The sequence below is a fragment of the Pseudomonas frederiksbergensis genome (assembly GCF_000802155.2).
In the GTDB taxonomy this organism is placed as follows: domain Bacteria; phylum Pseudomonadota; class Gammaproteobacteria; order Pseudomonadales; family Pseudomonadaceae; genus Aquipseudomonas; species Aquipseudomonas frederiksbergensis_A.
The window spans coordinates 132,460-151,962 of sequence record NZ_JQGJ02000005.1; the positions used below are offsets into that span (position 1 = coordinate 132,460).

Sequence of the window (19,503 nt, forward strand, 5' to 3'; positions counted from 1 at the left end):
GATAAGCGTCGCTGTGTTTCTCAGCGACTGCGTTGGCGCGCCAACAATATGATCAGGTAAGGCGCGCCAATGATTGCGACCACCAGCCCCGCCGGTAACTGCAACGGCGGAAAAAGCCCCCTGCCCAGCGTATCGCCCGCCAGTACCAGCAACGCCCCCACCAACGCCGACAAGGGCATCAGCGCACCGTGGCGATCGCCTGCCAATTGCCGCGCCAGATGCGGAGCCACCAACCCGACAAACGTCATGGTACCGACATTCGCCACGGCCGCCGCGGTCAACATGACGCTGCACAGCAACAGGAAAATCATCACGCCGGTGACATTCAGGCCGCGGCTGAGCGCGACTTTTTCGCCCAGTTGCAACAGGTTCAACTGGCGATGGAAAAACAACAACGGAACACCTGCCAGCAACAGCCAGACGCCAAGGCTGTGCACCTGTGCCCAGCCAGCGCGATGCAAGCTGCCACCCAGCCACATGAGGGCCGACTCCACCTGGTCGATGTTGCCGTAAGTGATCAGCAGGTCAGCCACCGCGCTGAGCATGGCGGTAAGCCCGACGCCGACGAGGATCAGCCGCAGCGGCGAAATGCCCTGGCGCCACGACAACAGCGCGACGAAAAATGCCACGGCCAAGCCGCCCGCCAATGCCGCCAGCGGATAGAGTTCAAGGGGCAGCAGCGAGGGCCAGAGCACGATGATCAGCAGCATCGTCACACTGGCGCCCGACTCCACGCCCACCAGGCCCGGCGCCGCCAGCGGGTTGCGCGTCAACGACTGCATCAACAGGCCGGCCAGTGACATGGCCATGCCGGCAAGGATCGCCAGCGCGACACGCGGCAGCCGCAACTCCCAAAGCAGATTGCGCATGGTCGAGTCGACCTGTCCGGGGAACCACAACGCTTGCCAGGCCTGGGCAACCCCCAACGAATAACTGCCGACGGTCAGCGCGTACAGCGACAAGGCAACCAATGCGAAAATCAGCACCAGTACCGAGATCACGTCGACGGGCCGGGCCACCCAAGGCAGCAATGGCAGCGCCCTGGGCAACGTCAGTCCCAGGCGCGTCATTTGACTTTCCTCAACACCAGCGCGACAAAAATCGGCCCGCCGATCAGCGCCGTGACAATCCCGGTGTTGAGCTCGAAGGGCCGCACCACGGTGCGTGCGGCGATGTCCGCCAGGATCAGCAGCAGCGCGCCGAGCAAGGGCGCGGCCAGCAATAGCCGCCGATAATCGTCGCCAAACAACAGCCGCGCAGTGTGAGGCACCACCAGCCCGACAAAACCGATCGGCCCTGCCAGCGCCACGGCGCACCCTGACAGCAGGACCACGGAGGCCAGGCCGAACAGGCGCATTTTCAACAGATTGACGCCCATGCCGGCCGCGGCCTGCGGACCCAGTCGATGAGCATTCAGGGCCCGAACATTGACCAGGCACAAGCCCATGCCCAACACGACATAGGGCCAGACCCATGCCTGCATCGAGCCTCCGGTCACGCCGATCGACCCGGTGAGCCAGCGACGCAGGCTGTCGAGCCCTTGCTGGTCGAGCAACAACAGGATCGAAGTAATGGCGCTGAACAACGCCGCAATCATCGCCCCGGACAAGGTCAGGCGGATCGGGTTATGGCCCCTGCCCGCCAGCAGCAGGACACCGATGGCCGCCACCAGGGCACCGCTGAACGCGAACAGCGGGATCATCGACAGGTCGTGCCCCGGCAACACCAGCAAGCCGAACACCACGAACAACGCCGCGCCGCTATTGATACCGAGGATGCCCGGGTCAGCCAATGGATTGTCGCCCACGGCCTGCATGATCACCCCGGCCATGCCAAGGCTGGCCCCCACCAGCATCGCGACCAACAGGCGCGGCAGGCGGCTGCCGCGGATAACGCTCTGGTCGGCGTTGTCCGGCGCGTAAGCCACCAGCGCCTGCCAGGCTTCGCTCCAGGGAATACTCTTGGCGCCTACCGCCAGATGCAGCAGCGCGGCCAAGCCGATGGCGAGCAACAGGCCCAGCCACACCGGCAATCGCAATCCGTGACTCACATCGCCTCCCGCACAGCCGACGGCTGGCTACGGCTGGTTTGCGGGACACACAGCGGGTCGCCCGAATAGGGGTCGGTGATGATGTGCGCGTCCAGGTCAAAGACTGCCTTGAGGTTTTCGCGGGTGAAGACTTCGGCGGGCGCGCCCTGGGCCAGCAAACGTCCCTCGCGCATCATCACCAGGTGATCGGCATAACGCGCGGCCTGGTTCAGATCGTGGAGCACGGCCACGACCGTCTTGCCTTGCTCGCGCAGATCCACCAGCAGTTCGAGCAAGGTGATCTGGTGCGCGATGTCGAGAAACGTCGTGGGCTCGTCCAACAGGATTACCGGGGTGTCCTGGGCCAGGGTCATGGCAATCCAGCAGCGCTGCAATTGTCCGCCCGACAGGGTGGCCAGTGAACGATCGAGCAACGGCGCGATGCCCGCCAGGTCGATGGCGCGGTCAATGGCCTGCTGGTCCTGCTCGGACCACTGGCGCCACCAGCTCTGCCAGGGAAAACGTCCCTGCATCACCAGCTCCCGGACACTCATGCCGGCCGGCGAGGTGGTGCGCTGGGGCAACAGCGCCATGCGTTGCGCCAGCGCCCGGCGCGAATACTGCCCCAGGGCCTTGCCGGACAGGTGCACCTCGCCAGCGCTCGGGCGCAGCATATGCGCCAGTACATTCAGTAGCGTGGTCTTGCCGCAGCCGTTGGCCCCGATCAACGCCGTGAAGCAGCCTTCGGGAATGTCCAGGCTGACACCGTTGAGAATCTGTTGCTCGCCATAGCTCAGCCGCACATTGCTGGCTTTCAGCATGACCGTCCCTCCACCGCCCTAGAGGGCTTGATCGAATCGTCCATCGTACCGATCCCGCGCATTCGTTTCCCGGTGATAACGCCGCAAAACCCATCGAGGGCCAAAAAGTGGGCCACAGAATATGTCGAAACTAAAATAATTTCCCTACAAGACTGACAATATTAATGCAAACCCTTATCATTCACAGTCAGATTATGGCCAGTAGACACTAACCTCGCTCGCGTGCCTGATCCCGCCGGACCGGGATGGCAGGCCTGCGAAGATCAATAACGACCCCCAAGGACTTCCTCGATGCTCGTAAGAAAAACAACAGTTGGCACCGATAAACGTTACGTCTCGCGTCATCCAGCGTTTCACCTGAGCACCCTGGCCCTGGCTTTGGGGAGCATCTTTTCAGCACAGGCGATCGCCGCGCAGGAAGACGCTGCCGCCAACGCCCCTCTTCAACTCGGCGAAATCAACATCAACGCCGCCGCCGTGGAAAACCCTACGGCGCCGTTGGCCGGCAAAGTCGCCCTGCGCAACGGCAGCGCCACCAAATCCAACGCAGCCATTACCGAAACGCCCCAGTCGGTGTCCGTGGTCACCGCCGACGAAATGCGCGATCGCAAGTCGGACACCCTGGCGGACGCCCTGAGCTACACCCCTGGCTTCACCAGCCAGCCAAGCAGCTTCAACCGCACCTCCGACCGGTTCCGCATGCGCGGCTTCGACGTCGAATCCGCCACCGGCGGCTCGCTGCGCGACGGCATGCGCCTACAGTACAACTCCTACGACGGTGTCCAGGAACCCTATGGCCTGGAACGCGTGGAAGTCGTGCGCGGCGCCGCGTCGGTGCTGTACGGTCAATTGTCGCCCGGTGGCTTCGTCAACGGCGTGAGCAAACGCCCGACCGAAACCGCGCAGCATGAGCTGGGGATGCAATACGGCAACCATGACCGCAAGCAACTGACCGCCGACTTCAGCGGCCCACTCGGCGACAGCGAGGTCCTCAGCTACCGCTTGACCATGCTCAAGCGCGACAGCGACACCCAGCAGGACTACATCAATGACGACAAGCTCTACATCGCCCCGGCCCTGACCTGGCGCCCTAATGAAGACACCTCGCTGACCCTGCTTTCGTTCTACCAGAAGAGCGACACCCGCTTCTCCGCCCCGCTGCCCTACCAATTGGTCAAAGGCGTGGGCAACGGGCCGGTCACCATCGGCCGCCACGATTTCATCGGCGAGCCCGACTACGACGACATGAATGGCGAGATGTCCGCCATCGGTTATGAGTTCGAACACCGCTTTGATGAACACACCCGTATCAGCAACAAGCTGCGTTACTACGAAGCGGATGTGAAGTGGAAGTATCTGCAGGCGCAGACCAGCGCGGCTGCCATCAACGGAGCAGCCAATACCGGCGTCCTTCGTCGCCAGTACAGCGACCGGCGCGAGCGCTCCCGGGCGTTGGCCAGCGACACCAACATCGAGACGCGTTGGAACATCGGCGGCATCGAGAACACCTTCCTGGTGGGCGCAGACACCTACGATGCCTCGTATGATTCGCATAACTTCCGCGCCAACACGTCCTCAATCAATATCGGCGACTACAACTACGGCCAACCGGTGGTCGTGAACAAGGATCGCAGCCGTGACCGCGGTTCGCAGATCGACACCTTCCAGACCGGCATCTACCTGCAAGACCAGATCAAGTTCGACGATCACTGGCTTCTGTTGCTGGGCGGTCGCCATGACTGGGCCGACCAGGACCAGGAAGGCTTCGCCACCGGCCAGAAGCTGAGCCAGGACGACGAATCCACCACTTGGCGCGCCGGCCTGGTGTACGAAGCGGACAACGGCCTGGCCCCCTACATCAGCTACAGCGAATCGTTCTTCCCGGTGGCGGTAGCCGACGCGCCAGGCCAGACGTTCGAGCCGACCGAAGGCAAGCAGTACGAAATCGGTATCCGCTATCAGCCTCCAGGCAGCAACACGCTGTTGAGCGCAGCGGTGTACGAGCTGACGCAGGAAAACGTCGTCAAGCGCGACCTGGCCGGCAACAATCCCCAGCAGATCGGCGAACAGCGCTCCCGAGGCCTGGAACTGGAAGCCAAGAGCGACGTCACGCCTCAACTGACGGTCATCGCGACCTACGCCTACACCGATTCACGCATCACCAAGAGTGTAATCCAGAGCGAAGTGGGCCAGCGCAGCGAAGATACGCCTTACCACCAAGCCGCGCTGTGGGCTGACTACAACTTCGCCCTGTTCGGCGTACCACAACTGAAGGTGGGCGGCGGCGCGCGCTACAAGGGCACCACCCAGGCGTCGGGCATCGATTCACAATTGCCGGCCTACACCCTGTTCGATGCCATGGCCAGCTACCAGATCGACAAGAACTGGGACGTTTCCCTCAACGCGAACAACGTGACAAATAAAAAATACGTCTACTGTGAAGCCGCCATCTGCCGCTACGGCGACGAGCGTGAGCTGGTGACCTCCGTCAACTTCCGCTGGTAACCCGCCTGGCTCGGTCGGCGCCGACAAGCGTCGACCGAGTCATTTCACGCCCTGCCAACGCTTCTGGCGCCCCGCTCGAAACCCCTCATCACCCATCCTCCTGAATCCTCTTTTGACCTTGACGCATCAGATGACGACCGTCATATTACGATCATCATAAGCCAGCCAAAAACCGGCCAAGAGGGTTGTTTCATGGAAACCGGAAATGCATCAGTGATTGAAGCTGCGCAGCCACAGGCATCGAGCCCCGCCCTGACCGGCCGAGTCGTGGCGCTGCTCGCAGGCCTCGCGGCCATCGGCATGCTCTCCACCAATATCATCCTTCCGGCGTTCCCGGTCATCGGCGATGAGCTCGGCGTGACCGCCCGCGAACTGGGCCTGACGTTCTCCAGTTATTTCGTCACCTTTGCCCTGGGCCAGTTGGTGGTGGGGCCGTTGGCTGATCGTTATGGACGCCAGAAACTGGTGCTGGGCGGACTCTCGGTGTTCATCGTCGGCACCGTCATCGCAGGGCTCGCCACCACGCTCGATGTCATGATCGCCGGACGCATCGTCCAGGCATTGGGCGTGTGCGCGGCCTCGGTGCTGTCGCGCGCCATCGCACGGGATCTGTTCGAAGGCGAGACATTGGCCCGTGCCCTGTCGTTGACGATGGTCGCCACCGCCGCCGCGCCAGGTTTCTCACCCTTGGCGGGCAGCGTGCTATCCGTCACGCTTGGATGGCGCGCCATCTTCATCCTGGTGGGATTGGCCGCCGTTGTGCTGGCGTTCTTCTATGTCCGCGATCTTGGAGAAACGCATCCCGCCGATCGCCGCGCGCCGCACTCCACCGGCAGCGTCGTGCGCGCCTACGCCAGGCTGGCGGTGGACAAGCGCTTTATTTTCCCCGCCCTGTCGATGAGCCTGTTGCTCAGCGGCCTGTTCGCCTCTTTCGCCGCCGCCCCGGCCATCCTCATGAAAGGCATCGGCCTGACGTCGGTGCAGGCCGGCCTGTATTTCGCATCCACGGTGTTCGTCGTGTTCGCCGCCGGCATGGCCGCACCGCGCCTGGCCCACCGCTTCGGCCCACGGCACGTTGCCCTGCTGGGGATCGCCTGCGCCATGGTTGGCGGGGGGCTGCTCATCGTCGGGCCGGCCTATCCAGGCCTCGGCTGGTATGCCGTTTCGATGGTGACATTCCTCTGGGGCATGGGGCTGGCGAACCCGTTGGGTACGGCGATCACCATGGGGCCTTTCGGCAAGGAGGCCGGGATGGCCTCGGCGCTGCTGGGTTTTCTCTCGATGGGTGCCGCAGCCTTGACGACCTGGCTAGCCTCGGTCTTGAGCTTTTCCCCCATCCTGACCGTGGGCGCGATCCAGGCGTTGACCTGCCTGGTCGCGCTGGTGCTGTTCTTCCTGCGCCGCTGATCCGCCGTCAGTCTTGCCAACGACGGAACAACACGCTGGCGTTGACGCCACCAAAACCGAACCCATTCGACAACGCATGGGTGATCGGCATCTGCCGCGCCTTCAGGCCGACCAGATCGAGCCCGTTGCCAGCCTCATCGGGATGATTGAGGTTCAGCGTCGGCGGCACGACCTGATCGCGCAGCGCCAGGACCGTAAAGATCGCTTCGATGCCGCCCGCCGCCCCCAGCAGGTGCCCGGTGGCGGATTTGGTGGAGGTGATCGCCACGCCGGAATCCGTACCGAATACTGCGCGAATCGCCGCCAACTCACCGGCATCGCCGACCTGGGTGGATGTCGCATGGGCGTTGATGTGTTGCACCTCGGCGGGGTTGATGCCCGCCTGGCGCAGAGCCTGCTCCATGGCACGGCGAGCGCCATTGCCGTCTTCCGGCCCTGCAGTCAGGTGATAGGCATCGGCGCTGGTGCCATATCCCACAAGCTCTGCCAACGGCTTGGCGCCGCGGGCCAGGGCGTGTTCCAGCGACTCGATCACCAGCAACCCGGCGCCTTCGGCCATGACGAAGCCGTCGCGACCCTGGTCGAACGGCCGCGAGGCCTCCTGTGGACGCTCGGCGAATCCCGTGGACAGCGCCCGCGCCGCGGCGAAACAACCCAGGGTCACGCGGTCGATCGCCGCCTCGGTCCCACCGCAGAGGGCAATGTCCGCCTCGCCACTCCTGATCAGCCGAGCCGCATCGCCAATGGCCTGTACGCCGGCGGCGCACGCGGTGACAGGCGCACCGAGCGGTCCCTTGAAACCATGCCGGATCGAGACCTGCCCGGCCGCCATGTTGGCCAGGAAAGCCGGCGCGGTAAACGGCGACAATCGACGCGGGCCGCGTGCATCGGTGGTGCGCACCGCATCGGCAATCGTGGCAAAACCACCCACGCCCGAGGAGATGATCGTCGCGGTCCGCTCCTGATCGACGGCTTCGACAGGATGCCAGCCAGCCTGCTCGAGCGCTTCGTGGGCCGCCACCAGGGCGAACTCGATGAAACGGTCCATCTTCTTGCGATCCTTGGGCGCGATAAGGCGCTCCGGGTCGTAACCGGCGATGCCATCCTCCTCCAGGGTCGGCACCTGCCCGCCCACGGCAACCCCAGTGCCGTCGGTCACGTCGGCGGACAGGTTGCGAATGCCGGAGTGCCCGGCCAACAAGCGCTTCCAGACCTCTTCCACCGCGCACCCCAACGGTCCTACCATGCCAACGCCGGTGACGACGATTCGTTTTTGACCTTCGCGATTTTTCATGAAGCCCTCTTCGTATCAGGACGGATCTTGAACCAGATGGAATACATCGCCGGCAGGCACACCAGCGTCATGATGGTGCCGACGAACGTGCCGCCGATCAGCGTGTAGGCCAGCGTGCCCCAGAACACCGAGTGCGTCAGGGGAATGAATGCCAGGATCGCCGCCAGCGCCGTGAGCAGCACCGGGCGGGCCCGTTGCACCGTGGCTTCGATCACCGCGTGGAACGGGTCGAGACCTTCGTTGGCGTTGTGATGGATTTGCCCGATCAGGATCAGCGTATTGCGCATCAGGATCCCAGACAGCGCGATCAGGCCGACCAGCGCGTTGATGCCGAATGGCTGGTTGAAGATCAGCAGCGTCGGCACTACTCCGATCAGGCCCAGCGGTGCCGTCAAGAACACCATGATCATCGCCGAGATCGAACGGACTTGAAGGATGATGATCAGCAACGTCATGGCGACCATGATTGGCACCAGCGGCACGATGGCCTTGCCGGCCTTGCCCGATTCCTCGATGGCGCCGGCCTGCTCGATCCGGTAGCCGGCGGGCAGCGTGTCGATGACCGGTTGCAACTGCTTGATGATCGCGGTCGAAACGTCCGGTGGTTGCAAGCCTTCCGCGATGTCGCCGCGCACGGTCATGGTCGGCGTGCGATCACGACGCCGCAGGATCGGATCTTCCATGCGCACATCGACTTCGCCCACCTGGGACAGTGGTATACGCTGGCCCGTTGCGCCGACCAGGGTGAAGCCTTCGATCCTGGCCGGATCCAGACGGATGTCCCCGGCAGCGCGGCCCACCACCTGCACCGAACGGATGTCCTCGCGGACCGCCGTGATCGGCACACCGCTGAGCAGGAATTGCAGCTGCTGGGCGACCGCGTTGGACGTCAGCCCCACGGCCTGCAAGCGGTCCTGGTCGAGGTTGAAGTGCAGGGTCGGCACCAGCGGCCCCCAATCGATGTTGACGGTCCGCATCAGCGGGCTCGCCTGCATGATGCCCTGGACCTGACTGGCGATCTCGCGCAGTTTCGCCGCATCAGGCCCCATCACCCGATAAGCCACGGGGAACGGTGAATACGGGCCAAACACCAGTTGCGTCACCCGCACCCGCGCCTCTGGGGCGAGCCCTTCGGCGAGCGCTTCGCGAAGGCGGAACTTGAGGGCTTCGCGCGCTTGCTGGCTGTCCGTCAGCACGACAATTTTCGCAAAAGACGGATCGGGCAGCTCCGGCGCCATTGCCAGGTAGAAACGCGGCGCGCCTTGGCCGATGTAGGCGGTGACGATCCGCGCCTCCTCTTGCTGTTGCAGCCAGGCTTCGACCTTGGCGGTGGTGGCGCTGGTCTGCTCGATGGAGGTGCCGTACGGCATCTGCACTTCCACCAGCACCTCGGGCCGGTCCGAGGTCGGGAAAAACTGTTTCTTGACCAGGCTCATGCCAAGGATCGCCACCACGAATGTCGCGATCACTGTACCGGCCACCCACCATTTGCGCGCAATGACCTGCGTCAGCACCTGGCGGAAGCGGTTGTAATGGCGGGTGTTGTAGATGGCTGCGTGGCCGCCTTCGACCTGCTTGATATCGGGCAACAGTTTCACGCCCAGGTACGGTGTGAAGGCCACCGCGACCACCCAGGAAGCGATCAGGGCGATGCCGACGATCCAGAACATGTTGCTGGTGTACTCGCCAGCGGTCGATTGCGCGAAACCGTTTGGCATGAAGCCGATGGCGGTCACCAGCGTACCGGAGAGCATCGGCGCGGCCGTGTGGCTCCAGGCATACGCGGAGGCTTTGATGCGGTCGTAGCCCTCCTCCATTTTCACGACCATCATTTCGATGGCGATGATCGCGTCGTCTACCAGCAACCCGAGCGCGAGGATCAGCGAACCGAGGGTGATGCGGTCGAAATTCTTGCCGGTGGCGGCCATGACCACGAACACCACGGCCAACGTCAATGGCACGGCCGCCGCGACAACGACGCCGACGCGCCAACCCATGCTGAGGAAACAGACAACCATCACCACCAGCAGCGCGACGAAGAACTTGACCATGAACTCACCGACCGCCGAGTCGATGTTCACCGATTGATCGGTGACTTTGGTCAGCGTCATGCCAAGGGGCATGTCCTGGTTGATCTTGCCGATCTGCGCGTCCAGCGCCTTGCCCAGGTCCAGGCCGTTCCAGCCCTCGCGCATGATGACGCCCAACAACAGTGCCTCTTCACCGCCGTTGCGCACCCTGAACGTGGCCGGATCTTCGTAGCCGCGCTCGACGGTCGCCACGTCCGATAATTTCAACGAACGCCCCTGCACGACCACCGGCGTGTCACGAATCTTCTGCAGTTTGTCGAAGGCGCCATCCAGGCGCAGGAACACCTGTGGCCCTACGGTTTCGATGGAGCCGGCGGGCGTGAGCATGTTCTGGCTGTTGAGGGCGGCAAAAATATCCTGGGGCAACACGCCCAGGGTCGCCAAGCGCTCATGGGAAAACGAGACGAAGATCCGTTCGGCCTGCTCGCCGATGATATTGACCTTCTTCACGCCCGGCACATGCAGCAGTTGCTGGCGCAGCGCCTCGGCATCGCGGACTAACAGTCGTTGCGGCTCGCCCTTGGCTTTCAGGGCGAACAAGGCAAAGGTCACATCGGAGAACTCATCGTTGACCATCGGCCCGATAACCCCGGCCGGTAGCTTGATCGCCTCGTCAGCGAGTTTCTTGCGTGCCTGGTAGAACTCTTCCTGCACTTGCGACGGCGGCGTGCGATCGACCAGCGACACCATCGTGAACGCAAGGCCGGGACGGGTATAGGTTTCGGTGCGGTCGTACCACTTCAGCTCCTGCAGGCGTTTTTCCAGCGGTTCGGCGACTTGATCCTGCATTTCCTGGGCTGTCGCGCCTGGCCAGGCCGTGATGACTGTCAGTTGCTTGACCGTGAACGGCGGATCTTCCGCGCGGCCCAGTTGGAAAAACGCCAGGACGCCCGCCACGGCGATCAGCAACAGCAGGAATACCGTGATGGAACGCTCGCGGACGGCGAGCGCCGAAAGGTTGAAGCTCATGGGCGATTCCCCGCAACCTTCGTGTCTATCGGTTGACCCAGCCTCACCGCCTCCCCTTCGCGCAGCAGATGGGCACCCAGCGCAACAATCTGCTCGCCTCTTTTCAGCTCACCCGAGACCTGCGCGGCATCATCGCTCAAGCCGAGCACCTGGACGGGACGCCAGGTGACTGTCGCCGGTTCCCCGGTGATCAACCAGACACCGCTGCCCTTGCCCGCGTCGTACAGGGCCGCGATCGGCACTTGCAGCGCCTGTTCCGAGCGAGTGCCCGCGGCGATCCGAAGCGTGACGGTAGAACCCAGCGGCGCGTTGGCGAGCGCGCCTTCCAACACATACCGAGCCTCGAAGGTGCGCGTCACACGATCAGCGGAATCCGACAGCAGCCGCAGCTTCGCAGTGACGGCCTCGCTGGTCTTGCCGTAGAGCGTCGCCTGGGCAACGGAGCCTGCCGTCGGCCGCAGGGTCTCGGGCAGTTGCACCACGGCTTCGCGCTGGCCAGCCCGCGCCAGCCGCACCACGATCTGTCCCGGGGCGACGACCTGTCCAGGCTCGGCCAGTGTCTCCATTGCCACGCCATCGGCGTCGGCCAGCAGTGCGGCATACCCGGAGGCATTGCGGGCGACGTCCGCTTGCGCCTGGGCCGCGCTGAGCTGCGCCCTGGCGGTATCGGCCGCAGCCTTGATCTGGTCGTAGCCCGAGGCTGAGATGGCGCCGGCTTCGACGAGGTCCCGGTAACGCACCTCGTCATCGGCGGTCTGCTTCGCCCTGGCCCGAGCGGCGGCAACCGCTTCCTGTTGCGCTCGCGCTTGCAGGCCCAGGTCGACGGGGTCCAGGCGCATCAGCGGCTGACCCCGCTTGACGGTCTGGCCGGTATCGACCAGTCGTTCCAGTATCTTGCCCGACACTCGGAAGCCCAGGTCACTCTGGACCCTCGCCGTGACCACGCCGGTAAACGAGCGCGACTGGTCGGGCGAACCCAGTACCTGCGCAACCCTCACCAAGGGCGCAAGCGTGCGCGGATCTTTCTCGGTGGATGACTCGCCACACGCCGTCAGGACGAGAGGCAACAGGCAAGCGGCAAGGGTGACAGGTCGACGCCGGAGCATAAGGTCCCTTTCTTGAGCGGACAGGATGGAAAGCGCATTCTCATTCCAGTGACTAATTCTGTCAATCGTCACAACCCAGTCACACTCTCGTCGGCGCTTGCGATCCCGGCAGGCTTGGAAAAAAGCTTTCACTTCAAGGCTGGACGCGAATTGACAGGATGTGACTGTATAGTGATATGGTCACCCTCTGCACAGCCCCAAGGAATTGTTCCATGCCACCCCTTCGTCCCCTGGCTTTTCTCCTAGGCACCAGCTTGATGGCAGGTTGTGCAGTCGGTCCGGATTACCATCGTCCCTCCGCCCCGCTTTCGAGTCGTTACGTCGGTCAGCCTTCGGTCGAACAAAGGTCCGCCAGCGCCCAAGCCGACTTGGTCCGTTGGTGGGAAGCATTTGGTGATCCAACCCTCACCGCGTTTATCACCAAGGCCCTCGAGCAGAACCTGGACCTGGCGCAGGCATCGGCACGTGTCACCCAAGCCCGAGCGGGCCTGGGTGCCGCGAATGCCGCTTTGCTGCCCTCGGGAAACATCAACGGCCAGGCGGCACGCGCCTATCAATCGGTCGAGACCCCGCTCGGCCAGGTGCTGGATTCGACACCCGGCTATGACCGCTACGGAAACCTGTACGAACTCAACCTCGGCGCCAGTTGGGAAATAGACGCGTTCGGCGGCCTACGACGCGGACGCGAAGCGGCGATGGCCGAATACCAGGCGTCAGAAGCCGGTGTCGTCGCCACGCGACTGGCCGTCGCCGCTCAAGTCGCGGATATCTACATTGCCGCCCGCGGCCTGCAGGCGCGGCTGGATATCGCAAAGCGCCAGGTCATCACGCAGCAGGACTTGCTGGAAAAAGTCCGGCTGCTCTACAGCAAAGGCCTGGCCGCCAATTACCAAGTCCACCAGACCGAGGGGCAATTGTCACAGGTGCAGGCCACCGTGCCGGTGCTGCAGACTGGCCTGGACGCCGCGATGAATGCGCTGGATGTCATGCTTGGCACGCCGCCCGGCACTCATCGGTCACAACTGGCAGAGCAGCGCGCTATTCCCCTGGCTCCGCAAATAACCACAACCGGAACGCCGGCGGACCTGCTACGCCGCCGGCCAGACCTGATCATCGCTGAACGACGCTTGGCGGCGTCCAATGCGCGCATCGGCGAAGCCGTCGCCGAGTACTACCCGAAATTTTCCCTCAGCGCCTTGCTTGGCAGCGCCACGGCGGTATCCGGCGGCAATCTCTTGAGCGGCGGCGCGAGCCAATCGGCGGGTGTGCTGGGGCTGCGCTGGAGGCTCTTCGATTTCGGCCGCATCAACGCCCAGATCGACCAGGCCAAGGGCCAGGAAGCCGAAGCGCTGGCCGCTTATCGCCAGTCCGTGCTGCGCGCCACCGAAGACGTCGAAAATGCGTTTAGCGCCCTGGTCAATCGAGAAGCCCAGGCGACCATCCTCGCCGAGGGCGAAACCTCGCTGACGCAAGCCCGCCGATCCTCCTTCATCGCCTACCAGAAAGGCACCGCCAGCCTGATCGACGTGCTCAATGCGGACGAGACATTGCTGCAAGCGTCCGATGCCCGAGCGCAAGCGCGAACCGAATCGGCCCGGGCAGCGGTCGCGGCATTTCGGGCGCTTGGCGGTGGGTGGCAAGCACCTGAAGATGGCCCTGTAGCGACAAGGTGAACGTTTAAGAGAATAGTCACCAATCAACGACCGGAGGTGCCCTCCAGCCGAGCTCAGGGCATCAGGCTACGCAGAATGAGATTGGACGTGAGCGTGGGGGCTTCCTCGACGAAGTCGAGGTTGTATTGCAGCAGCAACGGGTTGACGAACGGCCGCAAGGCCAGGTGAATGGCCTCCACCGTTTCGTCCAGCGGCGTGCGTCGTTCAAACTCGCCGAGCTCACGCCCCTCGCGCACGATCTGCAACACGAAACCCTTGATCCGTTCGTTGTACACCTGGGAACTGGGCCAGCGCTCCGACGCCGAAAATGCGGCGATGTCGTAGAGCTTGCGGTCGTTGAAGAACAGGTCCACACCCGTGACCACCAGCGTCTTGACCAGCCTGCGCAAGCGCTCCGTCGCCGAGAGCCCCTCCACATTGATCGCCTCTTCCACGGCCTGGACGATCGTCGACAGGCAATTGGAGCAGATGGCTTCGCCGATGGCCTGCTTGGAATCGAAGAACTTGTAGATGTACGCCTTGGAGAAACCGATGGCCTTGGCCAAGTCGGAAACCGTGGTCTTGCCAAAGCCGTACTGGCTGAAATGTTCATGGGCAGCCGCGATGATCTGGTCACGAATTTCGTGATCGACGGGTCCACGGACGCTGGGGGATGCAATGGATGGCTGGTTCATGGGGGCAGCTTACGCACCCCAAGGAAGGTTGACAACTTATGACCAATCCAAGATTAAGTCACAAGATAGTCAATAGCGCTTCGATAACCAGCCATGGCCACTAGCCGATCACGCGGGCATACACTGACCTGTCGACATTGCCGCCGGACAGAATAACCCCAACCTTTTTCCCCTCCATTTTCCCGCGCTCCTGGATAAGCGCCGCCAACGCCGCAGCGCCGGCACCTTCGGCCAGATTATGGGTGTCGGTGTAATAGACGCACATGGCCTCGGCGATCTCTTGATCGCTGACCGCCACGATCCGCGCCGCTCCTGCGCCGTAGACGGCGAAGGCCTCTGGAATCGGCTTACGCACGGCCAGGCCGTCGGCGAAGGTGTTGGCCGAGGCGGTTTCGCAAATTTTACCCGTCTCGAATGAGCGCTTCGCCGCCGTTGCCTCGGTGGACACCACGCCCACGACCTGGGTTTGCAAGCCCAGGGCGTCGCGGGCCGCGATGACCGCGCAGATTCCGGAACCGCAACCAATGGGCACGTAGACGGTATCCAGATCCGGCACGGCCGTGAACAGTTCCAAGGCATAGGTGGCGACACCCTTGACCAATTCGGTATGAAACGGCGGAACGAGATAGAGCCCCTGGGCCTGCGCCAGGCGAGCCGCCTCTTCCCGGGCCTCATCGAAATCGCGGCCGTACTCGATCACTTCACCACCGAAGGCACGCATGGCGTCGTTCTTCTCGACCGAGTTTCCCTCGGGCACCACGATCAATGCCCTCAGCCCCGCCGCGCTCGCCGCCAGTGCCTGGCTCTGGCCATGATTGCCCCGGGTCGCAGTGACAATCCCTTTCGCTTGCGGATGCTCGCGCTTGAGCCAATGCATGAAGGTGATGCCGCCGCGCACCTTGAACGCGCCCGTGGGGGTGTGGTTTTCGTGCTTGACCCAGACCGTGCAACCGAGGCGTTTCGCCAGCAACGGCCAGGCGTACTGGGCCGTGGCAGGCATGACTTGGTAAACCTGGCGAGCCGCTTGTTCGATATCGTCGAGCGTCAATGGGTACATGATGGGCCTCCTTTAGTTTCGACCAGTCTAGCCAGGGGCGCCGAACCCTGGCTTTCAGAAAACTGACCTGACTTTTATCCCGTCGCTTCACTACTATGGGCTCATGAGCCATCGAAATCGTCCGCAGCCGCCGCGCCCGCCTGAATCGACCCGTCGCATCGAGGCCGGCCCGTGGCTGATCGAATTGCTCCCCGGCTGCGCCTATGCGGCCCGATACGTCGCACCCCAGGCCGCCATCGGTTTTGCGTTCGACAGTCAGCGAGGCCTGCACGCCATCGGCAGCGACCGGGTACAGCCGTTCTACGCCAAGCCCAACGGCCTGGCGTTCGTGCCGGCCCAGTGCGACGTGTACTCGGAGTCCCCCGTGGGCGGCGAATACCTGCGCTTGATACGTACCGACGGCGTTGCGCTGGCGGGGGACCACGCCTTCAATAATCGCCTCGACTCACGCGCCAGCGCCCTTGCGCAACGCATGCGCCGGGCGCTGCTGCACGGCTCGTTCGAAGACGACTGGGAAGCCTGGGCGCTGGGATTGGCCGAACGCGTGGCGCCGGGCAAACCCCAGACGACGCGCACCCAGGGCTCGATGACCGACAGCCGGATGCGCCTGCTCGATGAGTTCATCGATGCCAGCCTGGATCAACCCCTTGGCGTGTCGGCGATGGCGCAGTTGCTGGGATTGTCCGAAGGTTATTTCATGCGGGCGTTCAAGATCGCCACGGGCAAAAGTCCCCATGGCTACCTGATCGACAGGCGCCTGGCCAAAGCCCGGGCGCTGATACGCGACTCGTCTGCGACGCTGGCGCAGATTGCCCACGCCTGCGGTTTCAGTTCACAGGCGCACATGACGACAACGTTCAAGCAGCGACTCGGCGTGAGCCCGGCACGATTGCGTTAAATGACGAAGTGCATTTGACGCCTTTGACTTAATGGTCCAGTTTTTAAAGAAGCTACAGATTGCATTCCGTTCGATAGTCAGAGGGCCACTGCCGCCTATGAGTGATGTAGGAAGGACCTTCCCCGCAGTTGAACGTCGTTGGGCATGCCAGTGCCGTTGATTCCCCTGGTTGTGTGCGACGACTCCACCATGGCGCGCAAGCAAGTGTTGCGTGCCCTGCCGCAAGACTGGCCGGTTTCAGTCACCGAGGCGGTCAATGGCCGCCAGGCGATGGATGCCATACGCCAGGGCCTGGGCCAGGTGGTGCTGCTCGACCTGACCATGCCGGAGATGGACGGTTACCAAGTGCTCAGCGCCTTGCGCGCCGAAGGCCTCAAGGCGCAAGTCATCGTGATTTCCGGGGACGTCCAGGATGAGGCTGTGCGCCGCGTCCATGAGCTGGGCGCCCTGGCCTTCCTGAAAAAACCGTTCGACGAAAACGAACTGCGCCAGACCCTCAACCGGGTGGGCCTGCTGACCCAACCCGGCAAGGCGCCGCTGCAGGACCGACCGGCATCGAACGCGGCGATCAGCTTCCAGGACGCGTTTCGCGAAACGGTCAACGTTGCCATCGGCCAAGCTGCGGCGTTGATTGCCAAGGTGCTGGGGGTCTTCGTGCAACTGCCGGTGCCGAACGTCAACGTGCTCGAAGTCGGCGAGTTGCACATGGCCTTGAACGACGTCGGCAGTTCCCAGCAACTCACCGCCATATGCCAGGGTTTTATCGGCAGCGGCATTGCCGGCGAAGCCCTGCTGATCTTCCACGACTCGGAAATCGCTGACATCGCTCAGCTGATGCAGCGCGAAAGTACCGACTACTCCGACCTGGAAATGCTCGTCGACCTTTCCAGCATCCTGATCGGCGCATGCCTGAGCAGCATCGCCGAGCAGATCGACGTGGTCTTCTCCCAAGGTCATCCACAGATCCTCGGCCAGCACGCAGCCATCGAGGAATTGATCCGGGCAAACCGCGTCCACTGGAAAAAGACCCTGGCGGTGGAAATCAGCTACGGCCTGGAAGGCCAGGATATCCGCTTCGACCTGTTGCTGCTGTTCACGGAGGACTCCATCGAGCGGCTGACCCACAAACTCGCCTACCTGATGAGCTGAGCCATGACCGAAACCATTGATCTGAACGAATTCCACTGGTTGCTGGCGATCGTTCAGAGCATCGACGTCGGCGTGGTGGTGCTCGACCGCGAGTATCGCGTGCAGGTCTGGAACACCTTCATGGAGAACCGCTCCGGGGTCCAGCCCAAGGATGCCCAGAACCGGAACTTCTTCAGCCTGTTCCCGGAAATCGATCGCCAATGGTTCAGCCGCAAGGTGGAAAGCGTCGCCACCCTGGGCACCCCCGCGTTCACGGTCTGGGAGCAGCGCCCGTACTTGATGCGCTTCAAGAGCTACCAGCCGATCACCGGCCAGGAAGAGTTCATGTACCAGAACACCACGCTGCTGCCACTGCGCTCGCCCGACAACCGGATCAACCACATCTGTCTGGTGATCTATGACGTCACCGACGTCGCCACCAATCGTCATCAGATCCAGGCCGCCAATGCCCAACTGCAACTGCTCTCCAGCACCGATCGCCTGACGGGCCTGTACAACCGCGGCCATTGGGAAGGCAGCCTGAAAGCGGCTTACGCCCGTCACCAGCGCTACGGCAATGCGCTGAGCCTGGTGATGCTGGACATCGATCATTTCAAGCAGGTCAACGACACCTACGGCCACCAGGCCGGCGACAAGGTGATCGAGCAGGTCGCCGCGCTGTTGCATGAGCACGTGCGCGAGTCCGACGTGGCCGGGCGTTACGGCGGCGAGGAGTTCGGCGTGGTGCTGTCGGACACCGACAAGGCCGGCGCACGGATTTTCGCCGAGCGCCTGCGCCAGGCCGTCGAGCAGTTGTGGGTGCAGTACAACGGCCAGGACATCCGTTTCACCATCAGCCTGGGCGTGGCCGACCTGAGCGCGCCGGCGAACGATCATGCCGAACTCATCGCCAGGGCCGACCAGGCGTTGTACACGTCAAAGAAAACCGGGCGCAATCGCGTGACGGTCCACGGTCATTGATCCAGCAAATTCAAGGGTACGAGCTCGCTCGCGATGGGGCTCTCACAGTCATCACGACCTTTCCGACCACGATGCCTATGGTGAAACCGCCGCCATTCTCGATCGGCACATCGTCGACGGTCGCCCGCAATTCGACATCCTGGTCTGCGGCAACGACCGCATTGCCTTTTGCGCGTACCAACTGTTGTTGGGTCGTGGCCTGAAAATTCCCGACGATGTGGCTGTGCTCGGCTATGACAACATGATCGGCATCGCCGAACTGTTCATGCCGCCACTGACCACCGTTCAACTGCCGTACTACGAAATTGGTCGCCAGGCGGCCAATCACCTGATCGAGGCCCTCAAGATCTCGGGCACCCAGCCCGTGGATTGCCCACTGGTGCGCAGGGCGTCGCTGTAATCCGATCGAGGACCGCAACGGCGCGACCTTTGTGCCGCCTGGTCATTTTGCAAAGAGCTGGCCCATGTCCTTGAATGCCTTGAACTCCAGCGCATTGCCGCAAGGATCGAATAGGAACATCGTCGCCTGCTCGCCCACCTGGCCCTGGAAGCGCACGTAGGGTTCGATCACGAACTCGATGCCAAACGATTTCAATCGCTCGGCCAGCGCTTCCCATTCAGCCCACCCCAACACCACACCAAAATGAGGCACCGGCACGTCGTGGCCGTCCACCGCATTGCTATGCACGCTGTCCTGGGATTCAGTCTTGGGATGTTCGTGAATCACCAGTTGGTGACCGTAGAAGTTGAAGTCGACCCATTGCTCGCTGGAGCGCCCCTCCTCCAACCCAAAGACTTGTCCATAGAAACTGCGGGCTGCCGCCAGGTCGTAAACAGGAATCGCAAGGTGGAAAGGTGAGAGGCTCATTGG

General features: G+C 63.0%; 15 protein-coding genes and 1 pseudogene. 7 read left to right on the forward strand and 9 right to left on the reverse strand.

The annotated features are described in order from the left end of the window. Positions 1-20 precede the first annotated feature (20 nt). From JZ00_RS11700 to JZ00_RS11710, 3 genes are read right to left on the reverse strand one after another with little or no spacing between them, the layout of a single operon-like run. A complete protein-coding gene (locus tag JZ00_RS11700) occupies positions 21-1,070 on the reverse strand; it encodes a FecCD family ABC transporter permease (RefSeq protein WP_039589892.1) in 1,050 nt (349 codons plus the stop codon). After that, positions 1,067-2,050, reverse strand: coding sequence for a FecCD family ABC transporter permease (locus JZ00_RS11705; RefSeq protein ID WP_039589890.1), 984 nt, complete (start codon positions 2,048-2,050; stop codon positions 1,067-1,069). Before JZ00_RS11705 ends, JZ00_RS11700 begins: the two co-directional genes overlap by 4 nt. Further along, positions 2,047-2,850, reverse strand: a complete 804-nt coding sequence (locus JZ00_RS11710) for an ABC transporter ATP-binding protein (protein WP_039589888.1) — start codon at positions 2,848-2,850, stop codon at positions 2,047-2,049. The genes JZ00_RS11705 and JZ00_RS11710 overlap by 4 nt, the downstream gene beginning before the upstream one ends. Before the next feature lie 291 nt (positions 2,851-3,141). Between JZ00_RS11710 and JZ00_RS11715 the strand changes: the two genes are divergently transcribed. Then, positions 3,142-5,355 (forward strand): TonB-dependent siderophore receptor, encoded by a 2,214-nt coding sequence (locus tag JZ00_RS11715; RefSeq protein WP_046509638.1) that lies wholly within the window; start codon positions 3,142-3,144, stop codon positions 5,353-5,355. A 192-nt stretch (positions 5,356-5,547) separates the two neighbouring features. Beyond that, a complete protein-coding gene (locus JZ00_RS11720; RefSeq protein WP_039589885.1) occupies positions 5,548-6,762 on the forward strand; it encodes a multidrug effflux MFS transporter in 1,215 nt (404 codons plus the stop codon). Between the two features lie 7 nt (positions 6,763-6,769). On the opposite strand, the gene fabF is transcribed toward JZ00_RS11720, so the two are convergent. From fabF to JZ00_RS11735, 3 genes are read right to left on the reverse strand one after another with little or no spacing between them, the layout of a single operon-like run. Next, a complete protein-coding gene (gene fabF / locus JZ00_RS11725; RefSeq protein WP_039589884.1) occupies positions 6,770-8,056 on the reverse strand; it encodes a beta-ketoacyl-ACP synthase II in 1,287 nt (428 codons plus the stop codon). Continuing rightward, positions 8,053-11,115, reverse strand: coding sequence for an efflux RND transporter permease subunit (locus tag JZ00_RS11730; protein WP_039589883.1), 3,063 nt, complete (start codon positions 11,113-11,115; stop codon positions 8,053-8,055). Before JZ00_RS11730 ends, fabF begins: the two co-directional genes overlap by 4 nt. Further along, positions 11,112-12,221 carry an efflux RND transporter periplasmic adaptor subunit gene (locus tag JZ00_RS11735; protein WP_039589880.1) on the reverse strand — a complete coding sequence of 370 codons (1,110 nt, stop codon included), beginning with the start codon at positions 12,219-12,221 and terminating at the stop codon, positions 11,112-11,114. The genes JZ00_RS11730 and JZ00_RS11735 overlap by 4 nt, the downstream gene beginning before the upstream one ends. A 212-nt stretch (positions 12,222-12,433) precedes the next feature. On the opposite strand from JZ00_RS11735, the gene JZ00_RS11740 reads away from it, so the two are divergent. After that, a complete protein-coding gene (locus JZ00_RS11740) occupies positions 12,434-13,894 on the forward strand; it encodes an efflux transporter outer membrane subunit (protein WP_039589879.1) in 1,461 nt (486 codons plus the stop codon). Positions 13,895-13,947: 53 nt separating this feature from the next. On the opposite strand, the gene JZ00_RS11745 is transcribed toward JZ00_RS11740, so the two are convergent. Together JZ00_RS11745 and JZ00_RS11750 are read right to left on the reverse strand one after the other, a co-directional pair. Further along, on the reverse strand, positions 13,948-14,568 hold the full coding sequence (locus JZ00_RS11745; protein ID WP_039589877.1) for a TetR/AcrR family transcriptional regulator: 621 nt from the start codon (positions 14,566-14,568) through the stop codon (positions 13,948-13,950). A 100-nt stretch (positions 14,569-14,668) separates the two neighbouring features. Next, positions 14,669-15,625 carry a threonine dehydratase gene (locus tag JZ00_RS11750; RefSeq protein WP_039589875.1) on the reverse strand — a complete coding sequence of 319 codons (957 nt, stop codon included), beginning with the start codon at positions 15,623-15,625 and terminating at the stop codon, positions 14,669-14,671. Between the two features lie 103 nt (positions 15,626-15,728). Between JZ00_RS11750 and JZ00_RS11755 the strand changes: the two genes are divergently transcribed. The 4 genes and pseudogenes from JZ00_RS11755 to JZ00_RS11770 form a co-directional block, all read left to right on the forward strand. After that, positions 15,729-16,523, forward strand: coding sequence for a helix-turn-helix transcriptional regulator (locus JZ00_RS11755; protein WP_039589874.1), 795 nt, complete (start codon positions 15,729-15,731; stop codon positions 16,521-16,523). Positions 16,524-16,667: 144 nt separating this feature from the next. Further along, a complete protein-coding gene (locus JZ00_RS11760) occupies positions 16,668-17,672 on the forward strand; it encodes a response regulator (protein ID WP_039589873.1) in 1,005 nt (334 codons plus the stop codon). 3 nt (positions 17,673-17,675) lie between these two features. Then, entirely contained in the window at positions 17,676-18,632 is a 957-nt protein-coding gene (locus tag JZ00_RS11765; RefSeq protein ID WP_039589872.1) for a sensor domain-containing diguanylate cyclase, read from the forward strand. A 52-nt stretch (positions 18,633-18,684) separates the two neighbouring features. Next, positions 18,685-19,032, forward strand: a pseudogene (locus tag JZ00_RS11770) (substrate-binding domain-containing protein); the annotation flags it as partial. A gap of 42 nt (positions 19,033-19,074) precedes the next feature. On the opposite strand, the gene JZ00_RS11775 reads toward JZ00_RS11770, so the two are convergent. Beyond that, the gene (locus tag JZ00_RS11775) at positions 19,075-19,500 is read right to left on the reverse strand and encodes a VOC family protein (RefSeq protein WP_039589871.1); all 426 of its coding nucleotides are present in this window, start codon (positions 19,498-19,500) and stop codon (positions 19,075-19,077) included. Positions 19,501-19,503: the final 3 nt, after the last annotated feature.